The organism is Ruegeria sp. YTSA064, assembly GCF_059610325.1.
Map to the genome: position 1 here is coordinate 168,333 of NZ_JBXWNK010000002.1, position 19,701 is coordinate 188,033.

The window sequence follows — 19,701 nt, forward strand, 5'->3', positions numbered from 1 at the left end:
GTGTCTTGTTTTTGATCTATATCTTGTGGATGCACCTTATCAGACCCGGCATATAAGGTGCAAGCAAGCAACCGTCTTGTGGCCAAATTAGCCCGGTAACAGTAGAGTAACATATTGTTATCTAAGTATTAGGTGATTTTCGTGTTACCCTGAGAAGACCTTGCAATAAAAATGGAGGTCTGGATGGCGCAAAACGAAACCGAACTCATGTTGAAAGGGTACGGGCTGACAACCGCAGAATTTTTCTATCACATGCCCGATTACATACACGTTCTGAATACGTTTATCTGGCAGGATTATGATCTTGCCCCGGATCACCCCAAACTTTTTGAATTCGTGGAATTCTGGCAAAAAGAAATTGAAGGACCACTGCATTCTGTTCGGTTCACACATCGAAAGATGATCGCTCCGGGCGAATGGCGGAATATGGTTGGAGAGTTTCGCGTGAACTAATCGGGCGTCGGATATACTTTCAGGAATCGAAAGTCCGGTTCTCAAATGTCGCGATTGAGATAATGTAATGACCAAACTGATGGTCTTATACGGAATCACTCTATGCCTAGATATCTTATCCTCGCCGCTGCGGTTTTCCTGAGCGGTCCTGCCATCGCCGAAGGGGTTCTGGATAAGATCAAAAAGGGCGCTGAGAATACTGCAAACGCGATAGGTCGCGGTGCAGAGGGTGTTGGTAACACAATCGAGAAAGGTGCGAACGTCGTCGACGAAACCATTGATTCGACTTCGGAACTGCTAAGGAATGAAGCCACGCCTGAAGAGACACGTGCCAAGTTGGATTTGATGGCGGGCGAAATTCTGGATCAACTACTAGCCGAGAATCCACAGGCACAAGAACTATACGAAGTCTGCGCTGGATACGCGGTTTTTGACTCGCGCAAGGTGACGGTTTTTCCGGTATCTGCAGGTTACGGGCGCGGTGTGGCGGTTTCAAAAGACACAGGACAACACACCTATATGAACATGGGGACCGGGGGCGTTGGCGGAGCGATTGGGATCGGGGGCTTTGAAACCAAGTTCGTGATCCTCTTCGAAACCCCTGCAGATCTAGAGTATTTTATTGATCACGGCTACGACGCGACCGCGGAGACGGGCGCAATGTATGGTGAGGATCGCTCCGGAGACACGCTGCGCTTTACCGATGGCCGATCCTTCTTTGTTCTGAGCAAGAAGGGGTGGCGGGTGTCAGCGGGAGCCTCAGGTACAAAATTCTGGAAATCACCCGAGCTTAACTGATCAACCGGAGCAACTGGCCCCACCAAGAACGCAGAACTTGGCGCAGTGCGGGTGGTTTAGATGCACGTCGGCTTCGGCCTCGGCCAAGGTTTCGCCCATTTCGAATTCAGGTGAGTATGGCAGCAACGTACATGCCAAAACCGCCGGACGTTCTGCGCCTTTGCGCTTAATCACCATGCGCGAGCTGGCACACATCATGGCATCTGGAGATTTATCAAGAATTCCCCAGCAAGCGGTGGTGATTTCAGGCACTTCTATGGATTCATCCATTTCGGGAAACAGCACGGTTTGACCCGGGTCTTGAGGATCGATGTCAAAGCCATGTTCTGCATAGAATGCGCCATAGCCTGCACGGCTGTCGGCGTCGGAATCTCCCCACACGGTACGCCCGGCGATCGCCATCTTAAAGCCGTTATCCCGCAGCCATTCCATGCCGATCAGCGTCTTGGCAAAGCTGCCTTTTCCACGCTCTTCATCATGTAATTCCGGGCGGTAGTGATCGACCGAAATGCGCAGTGTCAGCTTGCCGCCATAGTCACGTTGCAGCTCCAGCAACCCTTCGCGCATCGTGCGTCGCATCATTGGCTGCATGGCGTTAGTCAGAATCAGAACCTCGTAGCCGCGTTCAAGCGCTGCGCGGGTCATTTCGATCATTTCAGGGTTCATGAAGGGCTCACCACCGGTAAAACCAATCTCGCGGATTGGCCACTGGCGTTCTTCGATCTGATCCAGATAAGCGCGAACCTCGTCTGCTGCGATGTAAACCAGCGCGTCATTGGTGGGACTGCTGGCGATATAACAGTTGACGCATTCGATATTGCACAGCGTGCCGGTATTGAACCACAACGTTTCCGGGTTGGATAACGCAACAGACGCGCGTGTTTGCCCGTCCGCTGTCACCAAACTGTTTTGAAACTTCCCGATATTTGCAGCCTGAGTGGCGTTGTCTTTCATTCCGGCATCCGGTTTTGTGCATTTACCAAACCGACTTAATCGTTTGTGCCGGTTTAGTTAAGTACGTTGACGCCCTGCTGACAGAGTTTTGATGTTCGAAGATTTCGACATTTTGATTGCGCTAACATTGGACATGCCACGACTGGCAAGGTAAGGAAAAGCCATGGTTTCTCGCGTCATACCCGTTGACCCATTTGATCTGGTCATATTCGGCGGAACCGGCGATCTGGCGCAGCGCAAGATCGTTCCGGCTCTGTTTCGGCGTTACTGCGCCGGACAATGGCCCGAGGCCACCCGGATCATAGGCGCGGCACGGGGTGCGCTGACCGTTGAATCCTTTCGGGATATAGTTGCCGAATCTTTGCGTCAGTATGCGCCAAAACGGTCTAAAGACCCGGAGGCGGTAAATGGTTTTCTGCAGCGCATAAATTATGTTCCGCTGGATGCCTTGTCCGAAGACGGGTGGGCTCCATTGTCCGAATTGCTGAGCACGGATCGAATCCGAGCGTTCTATTTCTCGGTGGGTCCCAGACTGTTTGGTCCGCTGGCCGAGCGGATCAGAGCGCATAATCTCGCCACCCCTCAGACCCGGATCGTTGTTGAAAAGCCGTTTGGGCACGATCTGGAAAGTGCGCGCGCTTTGAATGCAACTTTGGCGTCGCATTTTGATGAGGGGCAAATCTATCGAATTGATCACTATCTGGGTAAAGAAACGGTACAAAACCTGATGGCGGTCCGGTTCGGCAACATGTTGTTCGAGCCATTGTGGAACAGCCAGTACGTGGATCACATTCAGATCACCGTTGCGGAAACAGTCGGCATCGATGGGCGGGAAGAGTATTACGAGCGTGCAGGTGCCATGCGCGATATGATGCAGAACCACCTAATGCAGCTTTTGTGTCTGATCGCGATGGAACCGCCCGCAAAGTTTGACCCGGATGCGGTACGCGACGAAAAGCTCAAGGTGATCCGTGCGCTGGACCCGGTTGAACCGCACCACATTGTTCGGGGACAGTTTGCCGGTGGAAAACAGGGTCGGGGGTATCGCGAGGTTGTGGGTAACAACCGGTCCACGACCGAGAGTTATGTGGCTTTGCGCGCGCATATCAGCAACTGGAGATGGGCAGGCACCCCATTTTATCTGCGCACTGGTAAGGAATTGGTAGCGCGGTCGTCGGTCATCAATGTGATGTTCAAGGATGCGCCGCATTCGATTTTCGGCGAAGAGGCGGGGCGTCACGCAAATGCGCTTTCGATTCGGTTGCAGCCGAACGAAGGCATTACTCTGAAAGTGACGATCAAAGAGCCGGGGCAGGGTGGGATGCGGCTGGTCGACGTTCCGCTGGACATGAGCTTTGCCGAGGCGCTTGGACCCGAAAATCAGGACCCGCCAGACGCCTATGAGCGGCTGGTGATGGATGTCATTCGCGGCAACCAGACCCTGTTTATGCGCGGTGATGAGGTCGAGGCCGCGTGGGCCTGGACCGACCCGATCATTGCGGGCTGGCAGGCACGCGGAGACGTGCCCAAACCTTATGAAAATGGCAGCACTGGCCCAGGCGACGCCGAACTGCTGATGAAGAGAGATCACCGCCGCTGGCAAGGAATAAACCCATGAATATTAAAGAATATGCAGACCGTGACATGCTGGCCATTGATGTCGCGAATGCACTGGCCGGAGACATTGAGTCCGCGTTGTTGCACCACGATGTTGTTTCGCTTGCCGTTCCCGGAGGGACCACCCCGGGGCCGGTGTTTGATGGGTTATGTGCGGCTGATCTTGAGTGGGATCGCGTGCGCGTGTTGCCGACAGATGAGCGGTGCGTACCGGGTGACCATAAACGTTCGAACGAGCGGCTGATCCGCGAGCGTCTATTGACCAATCGCGCCTCTGTCGCGCAGTACCTGCCATTGTTTGTCGCAGGTCATGAGCCCGAAGCGGTTCTGCCTGAGATCGAAAGCCTGATCAATCCCGTCTTGCCTCTGTCGGTCCTGGTTCTTGGCATGGGTGAGGATATGCACACGGCCTCTCTTTTTCCTGGGATGCAGGGCCTGACTGCCGCGCTGGACAGCCACGCGCCTACACTTGCGGTGGCAAGGACAGACGTGCAGCCCGAGGCGAGAATAACACTGACCGCACCCGTGCTCGAAGGTGCGTTGTCAAAACATCTCATTATCTTCGGAGAATCCAAGCGCGATGCGCTGGATCGCGCCATGTCACTGCCGCCAGAAGAGGCGCCTATCGCGGCCGTGCTAACCGGCATGACTGTCCACTGGGCGGAGTAGTCACCATGCAATTGGATCAACTGAAATCTCTGGCTAAATCGATCGGTGATCGCAGAATACTTGATCTGTTCGATGCAGATTCAAACCGTGCCGAGAGTTTTTCCACGTCCAGCGGCGACCTGTTGTTTGACTACTCTAAAACTCAGATCAACGACGACATTCGCTCTGCACTTATTCAACTCTGTGACCATGCCAAATTGGCGGATCGCCGGACGGCGATGTTTGCGGGCCAAAAGATCAACGAGACCGAAGGGCGTGCGGTACTGCATACGGCGTTGCGCAACCTCGATGGCGGTCCGGTCGAGGTGGATGGTCAGGACGTGATGCCAGACGTTCTGGAAACATTGCAGCGGATGCGCGTGTTTGCCGAAGAGGTGCGCGGCGGGGCGATCAAGGGGGCAGGGGGCAGCTTTACGGATGTTGTGAATATCGGCATCGGCGGCTCGGATCTTGGTCCGGTCATGGCGACACATGCCCTGGCACCGTATCACGATGGTCCAAAGTTGCATTACGTCTCGAACGTGGACGGGGCGCATATCGCCGACACCTTGCGCATGCTAGACCCGACGCGCACGCTGATTGTTGTGGCTTCGAAAACCTTCACCACCATCGAAACCATGACCAACGCGCGGACGGCGCGTGCTTGGATGGTGGATGGAGGCGGAGACCCGTCGCAGCAATTCGCTGCCGTTTCGAGCGCGGTGGATAAGACAGCTGCGTTTGGCATCCCCGAAGAGCGCGTGTTCGGTTTCGCCGACTGGGTGGGCGGACGCTATTCGGTCTGGGGCCCGGTCGGATTGCCGGTGATGATCGCTGTAGGCTCAAATGCATTCGATGCTTTTCTGCGAGGTGGGCAGGCGATGGACCTGCATTTCCGCTCGGCGAAGTGGGTTGAAAACATGCCGGTTATGTTGGCGCTTGTCGGTGTCTGGCACCGGCAGGTTTTGGGTTACGCCAGCCGTGCGGTTTTGCCTTATGATCAGCGCCTTCTGCGGCTTCCAGCGTATTTCCAGCAGCTTGAAATGGAATCGAACGGCAAATCTGTCGCAATGGATGGCAGTACGTTGGCCATGCCATCAGGTCCGGTGGTTTGGGGTGAGCCTGGCACCAATGGACAGCACGCATTCTATCAACTGATTCACCAGGGCACTGACGTGATCCCGTGCGAGTTCATGGTGGCAGCCAATGGGCATGAGCCTGAATTGGCCCATCATCATCGTCTGCTTCTGGCCAATTGCCTGGCTCAGTCCGAGGCTCTGATGCAAGGCCGATCATTGGATGAAGCCCGCGTGCGGATGGTGGATAAGGGTTTGACCGGCGAAGAGCTGGAGCGTCAGGCACGCCACCGTGTGTTCTCGGGGGATCGTCCATCAACAACCCTGATATATCCGCAGCTTACGCCATATGTGCTGGGCCAGATTATTGCGCTGTACGAGCATCGGGTTTTTGTCGAAGGCGTGTTGCTCGGCATTAATTCATTCGATCAATGGGGCGTTGAGTTGGGCAAAGAATTGGCGACGTCTCTGGGGCCCATTGTCGATGGCGAAGTCGGCACCGAAGGCAAGGATGGTTCGACAGCCGGTCTGGTCGAGTACGCGCTACGCCATCGAGGTTGACAAGGGACTCAGCCAAACTCTCTTATTGTCAGACAATTAAAATCTTGGCAGGGTTTCTGCCAATGTAGAAGGGCGCGGCCAAGCGCTGACGATGGGAGGATTGTCCATGCTGGGACAGATGATGACGCAGCCTTTGCTGATTTCGTCGCTGATTGATCACGCCGAACGCTATCACGGACAGACCGAGATAATCTCGGTCGAGACGGACGGAACCGTGACCCAGACCAACTGGGCGGGGATCGCGCAGAACGCCCGCCGTATGGCTTCGGCGCTTATGAAGCTTGGGCTACAGCCGCAGGATCGAGTGGGCACACTGGCCTGGAATAACCGCCGCCATCTTGAGATCTACTATGCCGTATCCGGCGCGGGCTTCGTCTGTCACACGATCAATCCGCGTCTTTTCCCAGAGCAACTGACCTATATCATCAACCACGCGCAGGATCGGGTTCTGTTCTTTGATGCAACTTTCCTGCCGTTGGTCGCCGCGCTTCAGGAGCAACTGACCGAGGTGCAGCATTTCGTGCTGATGGGTGCACGAGATGAGGCCGCGTTGTCTCAGGTCCCTGGTCTGATCTTCTATGACGAGTTGATTGAAACCGGCGATGCGGATTACGCGTGGCCCAGTTTTGATGAGAATACCGCCTCTAGCCTTTGCTACACATCGGGCACAACAGGAAACCCCAAAGGTGTTCTGTATTCGCATCGTTCGACTTTGCTGCATAGTTTCGCGTCAAACACACGTGATGTTATCGGCTATTCCGCGATGGATGTGGTATTGCCGGTGGTGCCAATGTTTCACGTTAATGCTTGGGGTTCACCCTATGCCAGCGCCATGTCCGGCTCACGCATGGTATTGCCGGGGCCGGGTTTGCATGGGGAAGCATTGGTCAATCTGATCGACACTTATGGCGTGACATTGGCGATGGGTGTGCCAACCATCTGGCAGGGCCTTCTGGCGCACGCGGCGACATGTGGAACCAAACTGGAAAGCCTGAATCGTACAGTTATAGGCGGTGCAGCGTGCCCGCCTTCGATGATCGAAACCTTTCGCGAGACCTATGGTGTCGATACCGTCCATGCCTGGGGTATGAGTGAAATGAGCCCGCTGGGCACTACCAACTATCCTATGGCCAAGCATCTGGAAATGCCCATTGAAGCACAACACAAACTACGCGAGAGCCAAGGCCGCCCGCCCTTTGGTGTTGAACTGAAAATAGTCGATGACGATGGCAGCGACCTTCCCCATGACGGTGAAACGCAGGGTGATCTGATGGTGCGCGGCCATTGGGTGCTAGACAGCTATTTCCACATGCAAGATGAGGCCTTGTTGCAGGATGGCTGGTTCGCAACCGGCGACGTGGCAACATTGGACCCAGATGGGTTTATGACCATCCGCGACCGATCGAAGGATATTATCAAATCAGGTGGCGAATGGATCAGCTCGGTCGAGCTGGAAAATATCGCTGTCGCGCACCCTCAACTGGCGACAGCGGCGGTTGTGGGTGTGCCTCATCCGAAGTGGGATGAACGCCCGCTTTTGGTTGCTGTGAAGGCGGAAGGCCAAGAGCCAACCGAGCAGGATTTACTTTCATTCTTTGACGGTAAGATCGCCAAATGGCAGGTGCCAGACAAAGTTGTATTCGTCGACGCTCTGCCATTGAACGCAACCGGCAAAGTCCTGAAACGGAACTTGCGTGCGGATTTTAGCGACGTGCTGATGGGGTGAATGCCAAACGGGGGAAGAATGGCTCCGGCGGTAGGGATCGAACCTACGACCAATTGATTAACAGTCAACTGCTCTACCGCTGAGCTACGCCGGAACGGTCCGCGCCGTATAGCAATCAGCTTTGGCATCGTCCAGAGGATTAGATTATTTTTTGAAGATAATTAGTAAAGGCCCAGAAAACTCTATGTTTTTGCTTGTGAGTTTTCTCTTGGCACCGATGTAAGCATTGTCGCTTCGAAAGGCTACCTGCAGGTTTATTTTACAGGTGGAGTTGCTTCCTGAGTTGCCTTTTGTGCCTCACGCTCTTGCCGCGTAAAAATAGGTGCCGCAGCGGTGTTAATGTTGTGCTTAGTCAACAACTGTTCCATGTAACTGCCCGGTTCAGGAACGCCTCCTATAGTGGCCAAAAACTGCCGGACTCTACGCCCATAGAAATGAACTGAATAAGTATCTTCAGTTACAGCACGGCGCACTTTACGGGCCCATTTTGACCGCATTAAAAAGCGGCGGTTTTTAAAACTTATTGGATAAAGCCAATTTTCTGGAAAAGCGTATTTCGATTCTCCGGTTTTTTGCAGATAATGAGTCACTGCATGCGGACCCCAGACGCCCCAACGTAAATCACCAACATGCACCGGAGTTCCAGCCTCTCTTAGGTTTTCAAGGCGCTTCTTCTCTTCATCAGGATACCATTCAGGAATTCCATATTCATCTTCAGTCATCTCAAGAAGTTGCCCAAGCGCTTCGCTGTCTGAAGGTAGGCCTAAAACACCACCAGCAATTTGATAGTCGGATTCCCAAGCGTAGAAATGACCAGTCTCCGACTCGAAAGTCTTGACGCAATAAGCATCAAGATCCGCCCAGATCATCCGGTCATTTTGTTGAAGAAGATGATACCTGAATACATCAGAGAACAACGCGAAGCTACCTGTTCTACCGTGTTTGATAAAGCGATCACTGCCGAGTACGGTATCGCCGTGAACAAGCTCTACACCTTCCGGCACATTTTGCACGTGTCCATAATGGTAGAGTTTTACATGATGACCTGCATCTAAGAAAGATTGAGCGCAAAGAACTTCTACATAGCTGAGGGGGCCTTCGACCCACAGCATCCCTATTTCGTACTCGTGGCGCATATTTGTTCTTGTTCCTGTACACGTGATTGCAGCTAAACAATCCGCCAATATCGTTTATAGGGTTAAGTCCTAATCACCAATATGAACCGCGACAAGGCAATCAGAAAACAAGAGGCCTCAGCCGTTTCAGAACTGCACCAAAATAGACTTCTGGAAGGTTAGTACGATCTGGCAGCGCAATGAGAGTGCATATGGATATTGGCTCCGGCGGTAGGGATCGAACCTACGACCAATTGATTAACAGTCAACTGCTCTACCGCTGAGCTACGCCGGAACTGAAGGGCGTATAACAACACGGAATTTCGTCGTCCAGAGGGGAAGCGCATTGCTGATGAAAAAAGTTTGCCGCTAACTGAGCCTGATAAATTCGGACTGTGCTGAAAGCGTCTCAACGGGTGCGACCTGGGCCTTTCCGGTCAGATCGACCAGATGCGCGAATACATTTCTTTCCGCCGCTGGGAGCAATGCACCAGGCGTGTCTATATAAATACGCAGTGCAAGCTGACGTGCAGTGGCCGGGCCTTTGATCAGTTCGTCAAGAATCTGAGATTCGCGCGAAAGACGGTGCTGAATCAGCCACTCCAGGCGATTGTTTGGTTCCGTTACAGGAGCGCCGTGGCCGGGATGAAAGACTGACCATTCTCTCGCGCGAAGGCGATGGCAGGCGGCCATGAAGTCGGTCAGATCCCCGTCGGGCGGTGAGACCAGCGAACTGGCCCATCCCATGACGTGATCCGCTGTAAAGCAAACATCGCCCCAGGCGAGCGCAATATGGTTGCCGAGATGGCCGGGTGTGTGGATGACTTCAAGCGTCCAGTCGTCCGCAGAAATACATGCAGTGTCTTCCAGCTCAATATCAGGGCGAAAATCCATATCAATTCCCTCACCGCCGCCCGCAAACCCATTCTGCGCCAATTCCGTCATAACCGCACTGCGGCCTGCTTGAGGCCCTCCAAAAGCGAGAATCGGTGCGCCTGTATGGATCGCAAGAGGGGCAGCAAGGGGTGAGTGATCGAGATGGGTGTGAGTGACGAAGATATGGCTGATCCGCTGATTGGGCTGTAATGCATCGAGAATCGCCGACAAATGTGCGTCGCTCAGCGGTCCCGGATCGATGACGGCGATGTCTGTTTCACCCAGAAGGTAAGTGTTCGTACCGCGATATGTCATCGGTGAGGGGTTTGGGGCAAGCACCCGGCTTAGGCCTTGAGCAAGTATCACAGCTTGTCCAGGCACTGGGTTGAAATCATCGGAGGCTTGCATTCTGACCTCTTCCTCTTGTCCAGGCAGCCCGCTAGGTTTAGCGCATGTCGACCCAATGGCTCAAACCCTATATACCGCGCAGCCTGTACGCGCGTGCCGCACTTATCCTGGTGCTACCGGTCATCGTTGTACTCTTGGTTGTGGCGATCGCTTTTTTGCAAAAGCATCTCGAGGAAGTGACCGCACAGATGACGCGAACGGCAGCCCGTGAGGTCACGCTTATATTGAACGTGATGGAGGGTGCAGAGACGCAGCAGCAGGCGCTGGCTGCTGCACGGCCTGATCTATCGGCATTGAATATGACTTCTCGTTTTCTGCCGCAGTACCAAGAACCGGTGGTTGGAAAGCGTCGTTGGTATGATTTCATCGCTCCACAAGTCGATGCTGAAATGCAGGCGCTGGTGCCCCAAATGCAAGACGTCGCACTGCCGAATGGACAGGAGGTGCGGCTTTATCTGAGCACGCATCTTGGCACTTTGGAATTGAAATTTGATCGACGGCGCCTGTCACCCACGGCACCGCACCAACTTATCGTTACGATGGTGTTCTTTGCGGCATTGATCACCACGATCTCATTTTTATACATGCGCAACCAACTGCGGCCGATTACCCGGCTCGCGGATGCGGCGCAGGCGTTCGGTCGGGGCCGCGTGGTGCCTTACTCTCCTAGCGGGGCAATCGAAGTGCGTGCGGCGGGCAACGCTTTTGTTGATATGCGCTCCCGAATCGAAAGGCAGATCGAGCAGCGCACTTTGATGTTGTCTGGCGTCAGCCACGATCTGCGCACGCCTTTGACGCGTCTGAAGCTGGGGTTGTCATTGTTACCCGAAGATGAGGCAGCCCCGCTGTTGCAGGATGTGGATGAAATGCAATCGCTTCTAGATGCATTTCTGGACTTCTCAAGAGGGACTGCAGAAAGCACACCTGAGGCGGTCGAACCCGAGATTTGGCTGAGTCAGATTGTCGATGACGCGCAACGCGCAGGCCAGCAGGTTGAACTGGTATCGGTCGAGGGGCAGGGGACTGTTATGTTGCGCCCGTCGGCAATGCGCCGCGCGGTGGAAAATTTGATTGGAAACGCTATCCGCTATGGTTCAAGGGCTGAGGTTAGTCTGTCGATGACACCGAAGTCGATCCGCGTCCGGGTCGAGGATGACGGCCCCGGTATACCCATTGAACAGCGTACTGAGGCGGTCAAACCTTTCACGCGCCTGGACCCGGCTCGGAACCAGAATCAGGGCAGCGGTGTTGGGTTGGGTCTTGCCATCGTCGCCGACATCGCCCGTGTACACGGCGGCATCCTTCGTCTGGGCAGCAGCGAAAAATTAGGCGGTTTATGCGCAGATATCGTGATAGGGCGGTGATGTGGTAGGCCCGGAGGGACTCGAACCCCCAACCAAAGCGTTATGAGCGCTCTGCTCTAACCAATTGAGCTACAGGCCCGCCGATGCGCCTTGCGTATCACGATGGCAGCCCGCGTCAAGCCTGACCGTTGCAACATCGCCCACAATCGAATAACCCGCGCGCAAAGCACTCATGAGGGATTGGCCATGACAGCGGGCAAGAACGGAATCACCTACGCCGATGCAGGTGTGGATATCGATGCGGGCAACGCTCTGGTCGATCGGATCAAGCCTGCGGCCAAGCGCACCAACCGCTCGGGCGTGGTGAGTGGGCTAGGCGGGTTTGGCGCTCTGTTTGATCTAAAGGCGGCTGGGTATGAAGACCCGATTCTGGTGGGCGCCACCGATGGCGTGGGCACCAAGTTGCGGATCGCGATTGATACAGGTGTTGTTGATGGCGTCGGCATTGATCTGGTGGCGATGTGTGTCAACGATCTGATCTGTCAGGGCGCTGAGCCATTGTTCTTCCTCGACTATTTCGCCACCGGCAAGCTGGATACCGATACCGCCGCGCGGATTATCGAGGGCATCGCCGAAGGCTGCGTGCAGTCCGGTTGTGCCCTGATCGGAGGCGAAACCGCCGAGATGCCGGGTATGTATCCCGATGGCGATTTCGATCTGGCCGGGTTCTCGGTCGGTGCAATGGAGCGCGGCGCGACCCTGCCCGAGGGTGTGCAAGACGGGGATGTGCTGCTTGGGCTGGCCTCAAACGGTGTGCATTCCAACGGCTATTCTCTGGTGCGCAAACTGGTCGAGATGTCGGGGCTGGGCTGGGATGCAGAGTCGCCTTTCGGTGGCGGAACATTGGGTGAGGCTCTGCTGACCCCCACGCGGCTGTATGTGAAACCGGCGCTGCAGGCGATCCGGGCAGGGGGCATCCATGCGCTTGCTCATATTACTGGCGGCGGCCTCACCGAAAACCTGCCGCGCGTATTGCCCGACGGGCTGGGGGCCGAGATCGATCTGAGCGCTTGGGACTTGCCGCCTGTGTTCAAATGGATGGCCGAAACTGGCGGCATCGCCGAATCCGAGATGCTGAAAACCTTCAATTGCGGTATCGGGATGATCGTGGTCTGCACGGCTGAGGATGCAGACAAACTGGAAGCACTGCTATCCGAAGCTGGTGAAACCGTTGCCCGGATCGGATCTGTCACCGAAACACCCGGCGTCGCGTACTCAGGCAAGCTGCTGTGAGTCACAAGCGCGTCGCGATTCTGATTTCTGGTGGCGGATCAAACATGCTGTCGCTGGTCGATAGCATGATCGGGGACCATGCTGGCCGGCCTTGCTTGGTGCTGTCGAACGACCCTGAAGCCGGAGGGCTGACAAAGGCCGCAGAGCGTGGAGTAAAGACTGCCTCCGTCGATCACCGACCTTTCGGTAAAGATCGCGCCGCGTTCGAAGCGGAACTGCTCAAGCCGCTGCTGGCTTCGCAGCCAGATTTAGTGTGTTTGGCCGGTTTCATGCGCGTTCTGACCGGCGATTTTGTTTCTCGCTTCCAAGGACGAATGCTGAACATCCACCCTTCGCTGTTGCCCAAGTACAAAGGCCTGAACACACATGCCCGCGCCATCGAGGCTGGCGATTCAGAACATGGTTGCACCGTTCACGAAGTCACAGCCGCGCTGGATGACGGCCCGGTTCTGGGACAGGCGCGCGTGGAGGTAAAGGCAGGGGATACGCCAGAGGAACTTGCCGCCCGCGTGTTGGTGCAGGAACACAAACTCTATCCTGAGGTCCTGCGCCGGTATTGTATGGGCAACAAAGACCCAGTTCTGTTGCCTTGAATTTGCGCGGCGATTTACACGCGTAGGGTAATCGTCTTATGGTCGCATATCGCTCGGGACAAGCACGACACGGGCAGTCACAAGAATCAAAAGCAAGAACAGCACCGCGCATGAAAACCCTGACTACGACGCAAGAGCTGGCCGCCTTCTGCACGGCTGCTGCACAATATCCTTATGTCACTGTTGATACCGAATTTCTGCGCGAACGGACTTATTATTCCAAGCTCTGCCTGGTTCAGCTCGCGGTGCCGTCCGAGGATGAGGGCAGTGCTGTTCTAGTCGATCCCTTGGCTGAGGATTTGTCGCTTGAACCTTTGTATGACCTGTTCCGGAACGAAAGCGTTGTCAAAGTATTCCACGCGGCTCGGCAGGATCTGGAAATTTTCTGGGTCGACGCTGGCGTCTTTCCGACACCGCTGTTCGACACTCAGGTTGCCGCGATGGTTTGCGGCTTTGGTGAGCAAGTCGGTTATGAGACACTTGTCCGGAAAATATGTAGAGAAGGCGTTGATAAGACATCGCGTTTCACCGACTGGTCGCGGCGTCCATTGACGGACGCGCAAAAAACCTATGCGCTGGCAGACGTAACCCATCTTCGGAAAATCTATGAACATCTGTCTACGGAGTTGAAAAATAGCAAGCGGGATCACTGGGTCGTTGAAGAGCTTCGTATTCTAACACGGCCCGAGACCTATGACATTCGTCCTGAAGAAGCGTGGCGCAGGGTCAAAACACGCACAAATTCCGCTAAATTTCTGGCTGTAGTGAAAGAGTTGGCTCAGTTCCGCGAAGCCCATGCGCAAGAGAACAATGTGCCTCGTAGCCGTGTTTTCAAGGACGATGCACTAATCGAAATGGCGTCGACAAAGCCTAAAACGCCCTCTGATCTTGGTGGATCACGTTTGCTGTTGCGAGAGGCCCGCAAGGGGGCGATCGCTGACGGTATCCTGGCGGCAGTAAAAAGGGGTGTGAACTGCCCACAAGATCAATTGCCAAAGGTAGACAACAGCCGTGACAAGCTGAAAGTGAATCCAGCCCTCGCCGATCTTCTGCGCGTTCTGCTGAAATCAAAGACCGAAAGCGCAGGCGTCGCCGCAAAACTGATCGCGTCCAGCGCTGATCTGGACCAGATCGCCGCTGGTGAGCGCGATGTTCCAGCCATGTCCGGCTGGCGTTTTGAGGTCTTTGGCGAGGATGCACTTAAGCTTTGCGAGGGCAAGATTGCACTAGCAGCCAAGGGGCAAGCTGTGGATGTGGTTGCGCTTTAACGGCGACGTGATTCTAGCGCGTTCTGCTGGCCTTTGACACGGACCATGCGGATGCCTTCCAGTTCTTGAGCGCTGACATTGACAGCTTCAGAAACCATTCTAGAGCGTTCGTTTCCCTGAACGGTTGCATAGTCCGGATAATCCACGCGGAAGGTATATTCCAAAATGCCATTCTTGGTAAGTTCTTCGGACCTTACTCGGGCAAGCTGCGCATTATATGCGCCCTGTCGAATGGCGGTACCAGCTGCATATATGATCGCGCCTGAAGGTGTGGGGTCGACACGCAATTCGTTGATGACCGCTATTGGAACGCTATTGTCTTCAATTTCAGGCCGCGCCAACAGGCCTTTACCGTTGTTTTGACGTGGAACCAACGCATCTGCGTCGCTGGCTGAAACCTCTGATGGGGCAGGTGTGCTGCTGCCAAACCAGTTCGATGGGTTCGCCCGAGAGTTGCTCCAACTGTTACAGGCGGAAAGAACCGTGGCGGAGAGCAGAAGAACAGTCAGAGATTTGTGCATGGACCCAACACTTTGCGCAACTTTACCCGCACTGGGTTACCGCAATTTCAGCATCTTGAAAAGCCACACTGGGGGCTGGACAGAAGGGGAAGCTGAGCATAGTTCACAAATGTGATCGCGTAACGCAAGGACAGACCAGCCATGGCAACGCCAGCCTTTGAAGAGATAGTCGAAGATTTCGAGTTTCTGGAAGACTGGGAAGACCGCTATCGTCATGTCATCGAGCAGGGTAAGGCGATGGAACCGCTGGATGATGCGTTCAAGGTTCCCGCGACCAAAGTGAACGGCTGTGCCAGCCAAGTCTGGCTGCATCCCAGCATCGAGAATGGACAATTCAAATTTGACGGGGACAGCGATGCGCTGATCGTGCGGGGCCTGATTGCGGTATTACGCACGCTTTACAACGGCTTGCCGGTAGCCGATGTGCCAAAGGTCGACGCCGGAGGAGAACTTGCCAGACTGGGGTTGCAGGAGCACTTGTCTGCGCAACGTTCGAATGGGCTACGTGCTATGATTGAACGCATTCGCGAGGTCGCGTTGGCCAGCGCTTGATCTTCATGTAGCGTTGCGTGTTGCCCAATCCGTAAGCGTCGTTTCCAAGTCACCGTATCCGGTCTGCCGACGCTCGAATTCCAGTCCCATCCGTTCGGCACATTCTTGTGCGCGACGTGTGAGATTCGGGTTGTCGGTCTGTGCTTGATAAACGAGTTTGGTGTAATTTCCGAAATACATCTCGCGCAGTTCCGGGTGTCTATCCAGACCAAGCGGTTTCCAGACAAATGCGTCAAACTGCCGGGCGAGGAAATCGGTTAGGTAAAACGCAGTGGTTTCATCGGCGCCATGTGCGGCAAATGCCAGATTTCCTTCGAAAAAGGAATAGCAGTGGGGCCCTTGAATCATCTCGACGCCCAGACGTTCACATGCAGTCTGCAGCAGGCCTCCGGTTCCGCAATCGGCATATACAACATAGATTCGGTCGTATGAATCGCGGTGCTTGGCAATCGCATCCTCGACCGCTTGCGTGATTTTCTCGGGGTGTACATGCAGAATTGCGGGTAGGCAGGTCAGAGCCATATGATCCCAGCCATTCCGTTCCTTGAGATCCAGAATTTCACGGGCAAGCGCCCCACATGCGATCAGCAGAATCGACTCGGCAGCGCGCGGAGTGGCGTAACCCTGACGGGTCAGGCTTTCATCATCTGGTATCGGCGCGTCGGTCATGTGATCTCTCTGGTTGGCAACTATATATGTCAGGCTTTGGACAAAAAAGGCCGCCCCAGAAAGGACGGCCTGTCTCACGGTATGGTCGCGTGCCTTAGCCGGCCAGTTGGTTGTGCTTGCGCGACATGAAGTCCTTGGCCATTTCCACCGCCACGGCTGCGTCACGGCAATAGCCGTCAGCACCGATCGCCTTGCCAAACTCTTCGTTCAGCGGTGCGCCGCCAACCAGAACGGTGTATTCATCACGCAGCCCCTGTTCGACCAGTGTGTCGATTACCACCTTCATGTAAGGCATAGTCGTTGTCAGTAGGGCGGACATACCCAAAATGTCGGGCTGTTCGTTTTCTAGCGCTTCCAGATAGTTTTCGACCGGGTTGTTGATTCCGATATCGACAACCTCGAACCCGGCGCCTTCCATCATCATTGCAACAAGGTTCTTTCCGATGTCATGGATGTCGCCTTTGACCGTGCCAATAACCATCTTACCGACACGCGGAGCACCGGTTTCAGCTAGCAATGGCTTCAGGATTGCCATGCCGCCTTTCATTGCGTTGGCGGCCAACAAAACTTCAGGCACGAAAAGGATACCGTCGCGGAAGTCGTGGCCAACAATTGTCATGCCACCAACCAGTGCTTTGGTCAGAATATCGTATGGCATCCATCCGCGCTCGAGCAGGATGTTCACACCTTCTTCGATTTCTTCCTTCAGGCCGTCATAAAGGTCATCGAACATCTGTTCGACGAGTTCGTCGTCATTCAGTTCGGACAGGACGATGTCTTCTTCATCGGACATGGGTAATTCCCTGAGCTGAGTGGGCTTGCGGCCCGGGTGGCATTTTTTCCGTTTTGGCCATTTCGTCGCAGGACTACTGTGACGATTGCGACCTAGGTCGTTCCGAGACCGACCTATAGGCCGAATTTTGGCGTCGGGCGACCTCGAATTCTGCAAGATCATCCTGCATTTGTTTCATTTGTTCTGATTTCCTTCGCGCAGACCGATTTCAAAAACGCCTCAAGGTGATCGGATATGAAACAGGTGTAATCCTTGCCATTGGGCCCAGCTTTAATTAATACTGACACTCGGAACATATGGTGAACAAATGGCCGTAAGAATGAACCATCCGGGCCGGGGAGCGGCATCAAATTCAGCGGGTCGATTCGAGAAGTATTTGACCGAGCTGACCGAGGATGGGTGGGATTTGTTCGAAGATCTACCTCCGCTGCGGACCGAGGTTCAGGACGAAGTGGCCCGCAGTCTGATCACCTACAACAAATCACCGGATTTACCTTTTGATCGTTCGATCAATCCATATCGGGGTTGCGAGCATGGTTGCGTTTATTGTTTTGCCCGGCCAACCCATGCATATCTGGGCCTGTCGCCAGGGCTGGATTTTGAAACACGTCTGATCGCACGCCCCAATGCCGCAGAGATATTGCGACGGGAGCTTTCTGCGCGACGCTATAAGGTGGCTACGATTGCGTTGGGCACTAACACCGATCCATATCAACCGATTGAGAAAAGCCGCGAGATAACAAGAGGCTGTCTTCAGGTGTTGAGTGATTTTCAGCATCCAATCGGCATCGTGACAAAAGGCACATTGATCGAACGTGATCTTGATATCCTGGCGCCCATGGCCCGCTACGGTCTTGTGCGGGTCGGGATTTCGCTGACCACTCTGGACGCTAATCTTTCCCGCCAGATGGAGCCACGTGCACCTTCTCCACTGCGCAGGTTGCGCACGATTCGCGTCCTGACCGAAGCAGGGATACCGGTGCGCGTTATGACCTCTCCTGTCGTGCCGGGTTTAACCGACCATGAGCTTGAGAAGCTGTTGGAGGCCGGCAAGCAGGCGGGCGCGGACGCCGCAAGCTGGATCATGTTGCGGCTGCCGCGCGAAGTGTCCGAACTGTGGCGGGAATGGCTGACCGAGCATCAGCCGGGCAGGGCCGAGAAGGTTATGGCGCGGCTAAGGGAGATGCATGGAGGAAAAGAGTATGATCCGCGTTGGGGTCATCGAATGCGGGGCGAGGGGACTTATGCCGAAATGATTGCGCAACGGTTCAGCGCCGCCGTGAAACGGCTGGGACTCGCCGTAGACCTACCACCGCTGAATTGTGCGGATTTCGCGCCACCGCCCCAGTCTGGTGATCAGTTAAGTTTGTTCTGAATTCATGAGTCAGAAGCTGATACCGATTCCGGCCGAGAAACCGTTTACCGTATCGCTTCCATAATAGCGGACCATGAAACGGGTCGTTGATACCCAGGGCACCCAGGTATCGGATAGATCAACCTCAATCCCGCCACCGACGCGGGCAAGCCAATCCGTGCCCAGCACCAGTGCCTGATCCCCGATCAGATAGGATACCGACAGATCACCAACCCATCGAACCGGGCGCCCGAACATACGTTTACCCGTTGGAAAACGATATCGTGACCAAAGGACGGCATTCGCGGCAGTCGATTCAACCAAAAGGTCTTCGTTGTCGCCGATAGGCCAATACTCGATATGCGTATAGCGCAGGCTTGCTTCGAACTCCCGATCATTAGATAGCGATTTCTCGTACGCAACTGTCATCGAGCCACCCGCGCCACCTGCCCAGATACCACCGCTATCAAGGTAATCCCGGTCAAGGCCAAGGCGGTTGGCAATGGCTTGCGCCCCTATCGATGCATCGGATTGCGTGCGCCCGACCGAAATATGGGCCATCGGAGTCAGTTTCCAAAACTCCCCAATGTCAAACTGATAGCCGACTCCACCAGTGAGGGCGAGGCTGGTCCATTTCAGAGGTACACGATTAGTTTCTCCGGTGCCGCTGAAGGTCAGAACAGGATCATAGCGCGCGTATCCGATGTAGCCTTCGAGATAGATCGGTACGCCTTCGGCAAGACGAAATCCGCCACCCAGCTGTGCGGATTTGAAATCGTAGTCGCGATTATCCGTGTTCGATTGCAACGAAATTGCACTCGCAGAATCGTCCGGGATGCCTGCCAGCCCCAAAATCGCAAGCGAGCCAGCAGCATTTTCCTGCTGCTGCTGTTCAAAAGCTCTTTCAAGCAGGCTTTGTGCGGCGGCGGTCTGTGCAAACAGCAGCAAAAGGAACACAAGGGCGGAACGCATGATAACCGGAATCTTATTGCTGGACGCAGCAACACTAGGTTGGGTGGCGTGCCGCGAAAAGAACGAACAAGGCGCAAGTCCAAGATTGCCTCAGAACGGTTTCTTTTGGGTAACGGTAGGAACAAAAAAGACCCCGGCTAGGCGGGGCCT

19 protein-coding genes and 3 tRNA genes are annotated in these 19,701 nt (G+C 54.8%); 12 read left to right on the top strand and 10 right to left on the bottom strand.

Annotation, left to right across the window (positions count from 1 at the left end):
- The first annotated feature begins 183 nt into the window (after positions 1-183).
- Positions 184-453, top strand: coding sequence for an usg protein (locus AC2FI7_RS03330; protein ID WP_170470617.1), 270 nt, complete (start codon positions 184-186; stop codon positions 451-453).
- A gap of 102 nt (positions 454-555) precedes the next feature.
- Positions 556-1,251 carry a lipid-binding SYLF domain-containing protein gene (locus AC2FI7_RS03335; RefSeq protein WP_496815230.1) on the top strand — a complete coding sequence of 232 codons (696 nt, stop codon included), beginning with the start codon at positions 556-558 and terminating at the stop codon, positions 1,249-1,251.
- On the opposite strand, the gene AC2FI7_RS03340 is transcribed toward AC2FI7_RS03335, so the two are convergent.
- Positions 1,252-2,205, bottom strand: coding sequence for a radical SAM protein (locus AC2FI7_RS03340; protein ID WP_010440305.1), 954 nt, complete (start codon positions 2,203-2,205; stop codon positions 1,252-1,254). It abuts the gene before it with no gap.
- A 163-nt stretch (positions 2,206-2,368) separates the two neighbouring features.
- Between AC2FI7_RS03340 and zwf the strand changes: the two genes are divergently transcribed.
- The 4 genes from zwf (at position 2,369) to AC2FI7_RS03360 (ending at position 7,833) form a co-directional block, all read left to right on the top strand.
- On the top strand, positions 2,369-3,823 hold the full coding sequence (gene zwf, locus AC2FI7_RS03345; RefSeq protein WP_010440304.1) for a glucose-6-phosphate dehydrogenase: 1,455 nt from the start codon (positions 2,369-2,371) through the stop codon (positions 3,821-3,823).
- Positions 3,820-4,491 carry a 6-phosphogluconolactonase gene (gene pgl / locus AC2FI7_RS03350; protein WP_480605903.1) on the top strand — a complete coding sequence of 224 codons (672 nt, stop codon included), beginning with the start codon at positions 3,820-3,822 and terminating at the stop codon, positions 4,489-4,491. The genes zwf and pgl overlap by 4 nt, the downstream gene beginning before the upstream one ends.
- Before the next feature lie 5 nt (positions 4,492-4,496).
- Entirely contained in the window at positions 4,497-6,107 is a 1,611-nt protein-coding gene (gene pgi, locus AC2FI7_RS03355) for a glucose-6-phosphate isomerase (RefSeq protein ID WP_010440302.1), read from the top strand.
- A gap of 106 nt (positions 6,108-6,213) precedes the next feature.
- Positions 6,214-7,833 (top strand): long-chain-fatty-acid--CoA ligase, encoded by a 1,620-nt coding sequence (locus tag AC2FI7_RS03360; RefSeq protein ID WP_496815234.1) that lies wholly within the window; start codon positions 6,214-6,216, stop codon positions 7,831-7,833.
- A 19-nt stretch (positions 7,834-7,852) separates the two neighbouring features.
- Here the strand turns inward: AC2FI7_RS03360 and AC2FI7_RS03365 are convergent.
- From AC2FI7_RS03365 to AC2FI7_RS03380, 4 genes are all read right to left on the bottom strand, one after another.
- Positions 7,853-7,927, bottom strand: a tRNA-Asn gene (locus AC2FI7_RS03365).
- A 160-nt stretch (positions 7,928-8,087) separates the two neighbouring features.
- On the bottom strand, positions 8,088-8,969 hold the full coding sequence (locus AC2FI7_RS03370) for a hypothetical protein (RefSeq protein ID WP_496815236.1): 882 nt from the start codon (positions 8,967-8,969) through the stop codon (positions 8,088-8,090).
- 199 nt (positions 8,970-9,168) lie between these two features.
- Positions 9,169-9,243, bottom strand: a tRNA-Asn gene (locus AC2FI7_RS03375).
- 74 nt (positions 9,244-9,317) lie between these two features.
- Positions 9,318-10,232, bottom strand: a complete 915-nt coding sequence (locus AC2FI7_RS03380) for an MBL fold metallo-hydrolase (RefSeq protein WP_010440299.1) — start codon at positions 10,230-10,232, stop codon at positions 9,318-9,320.
- A 44-nt stretch (positions 10,233-10,276) separates the two neighbouring features.
- Here AC2FI7_RS03380 and AC2FI7_RS03385 point away from each other — a divergent pair, with 44 nt between their 5' ends.
- The gene (locus AC2FI7_RS03385; protein ID WP_010440298.1) at positions 10,277-11,596 is read left to right on the top strand and encodes an ATP-binding protein; all 1,320 of its coding nucleotides are present in this window, start codon (positions 10,277-10,279) and stop codon (positions 11,594-11,596) included.
- Between the two features lie 2 nt (positions 11,597-11,598).
- Here AC2FI7_RS03385 and AC2FI7_RS03390 read toward each other — a convergent pair.
- A tRNA-Ile gene (locus AC2FI7_RS03390) sits at positions 11,599-11,675 on the bottom strand.
- A 107-nt stretch (positions 11,676-11,782) separates the two neighbouring features.
- On the opposite strand from AC2FI7_RS03390, the gene purM reads away from it, so the two are divergent.
- The 3 genes from purM (at position 11,783) to rnd (ending at position 14,690) form a co-directional block, all read left to right on the top strand.
- Positions 11,783-12,829, top strand: coding sequence for a phosphoribosylformylglycinamidine cyclo-ligase (gene purM, locus AC2FI7_RS03395; RefSeq protein ID WP_010440297.1), 1,047 nt, complete (start codon positions 11,783-11,785; stop codon positions 12,827-12,829).
- Entirely contained in the window at positions 12,826-13,422 is a 597-nt protein-coding gene (gene purN / locus AC2FI7_RS03400; RefSeq protein ID WP_010440296.1) for a phosphoribosylglycinamide formyltransferase, read from the top strand. The genes purM and purN overlap by 4 nt, the downstream gene beginning before the upstream one ends.
- A 110-nt stretch (positions 13,423-13,532) precedes the next feature.
- Positions 13,533-14,690 carry a ribonuclease D gene (gene rnd, locus AC2FI7_RS03405; protein ID WP_010440295.1) on the top strand — a complete coding sequence of 386 codons (1,158 nt, stop codon included), beginning with the start codon at positions 13,533-13,535 and terminating at the stop codon, positions 14,688-14,690.
- On the opposite strand, the gene AC2FI7_RS03410 is transcribed toward rnd, so the two are convergent.
- Entirely contained in the window at positions 14,687-15,211 is a 525-nt protein-coding gene (locus tag AC2FI7_RS03410) for a hypothetical protein (protein ID WP_010440294.1), read from the bottom strand. The genes rnd and AC2FI7_RS03410 overlap by 4 nt on opposite strands.
- 141 nt (positions 15,212-15,352) lie before the next feature.
- Here AC2FI7_RS03410 and AC2FI7_RS03415 point away from each other — a divergent pair, with 141 nt between their 5' ends.
- Positions 15,353-15,763 (top strand): SufE family protein, encoded by a 411-nt coding sequence (locus AC2FI7_RS03415; protein ID WP_010440293.1) that lies wholly within the window; start codon positions 15,353-15,355, stop codon positions 15,761-15,763.
- A 3-nt stretch (positions 15,764-15,766) separates the two neighbouring features.
- Here the strand turns inward: AC2FI7_RS03415 and AC2FI7_RS03420 are convergent, their stop codons facing one another.
- Together AC2FI7_RS03420 and AC2FI7_RS03425 are read right to left on the bottom strand one after the other, a co-directional pair.
- Positions 15,767-16,432: a DUF1638 domain-containing protein gene (locus AC2FI7_RS03420; RefSeq protein ID WP_010440292.1), complete on the bottom strand. Its 666-nt coding sequence runs from the start codon at positions 16,430-16,432 to the stop codon at positions 15,767-15,769.
- A gap of 94 nt (positions 16,433-16,526) precedes the next feature.
- Positions 16,527-17,225: a corrinoid protein gene (locus tag AC2FI7_RS03425; RefSeq protein WP_010440291.1), complete on the bottom strand. Its 699-nt coding sequence runs from the start codon at positions 17,223-17,225 to the stop codon at positions 16,527-16,529.
- A 319-nt stretch (positions 17,226-17,544) separates the two neighbouring features.
- Between AC2FI7_RS03425 and AC2FI7_RS03430 the strand changes: the two genes are divergently transcribed.
- On the top strand, positions 17,545-18,600 hold the full coding sequence (locus AC2FI7_RS03430) for a PA0069 family radical SAM protein (protein WP_238528771.1): 1,056 nt from the start codon (positions 17,545-17,547) through the stop codon (positions 18,598-18,600).
- 9 nt (positions 18,601-18,609) lie between these two features.
- Here the strand turns inward: AC2FI7_RS03430 and AC2FI7_RS03435 are convergent, their stop codons facing one another.
- Complete coding sequence (locus AC2FI7_RS03435; protein ID WP_010440289.1) at positions 18,610-19,551, bottom strand: autotransporter outer membrane beta-barrel domain-containing protein; 942 nt, start codon at positions 19,549-19,551, stop codon at positions 18,610-18,612.
- Positions 19,552-19,701 lie beyond the last annotated feature (150 nt).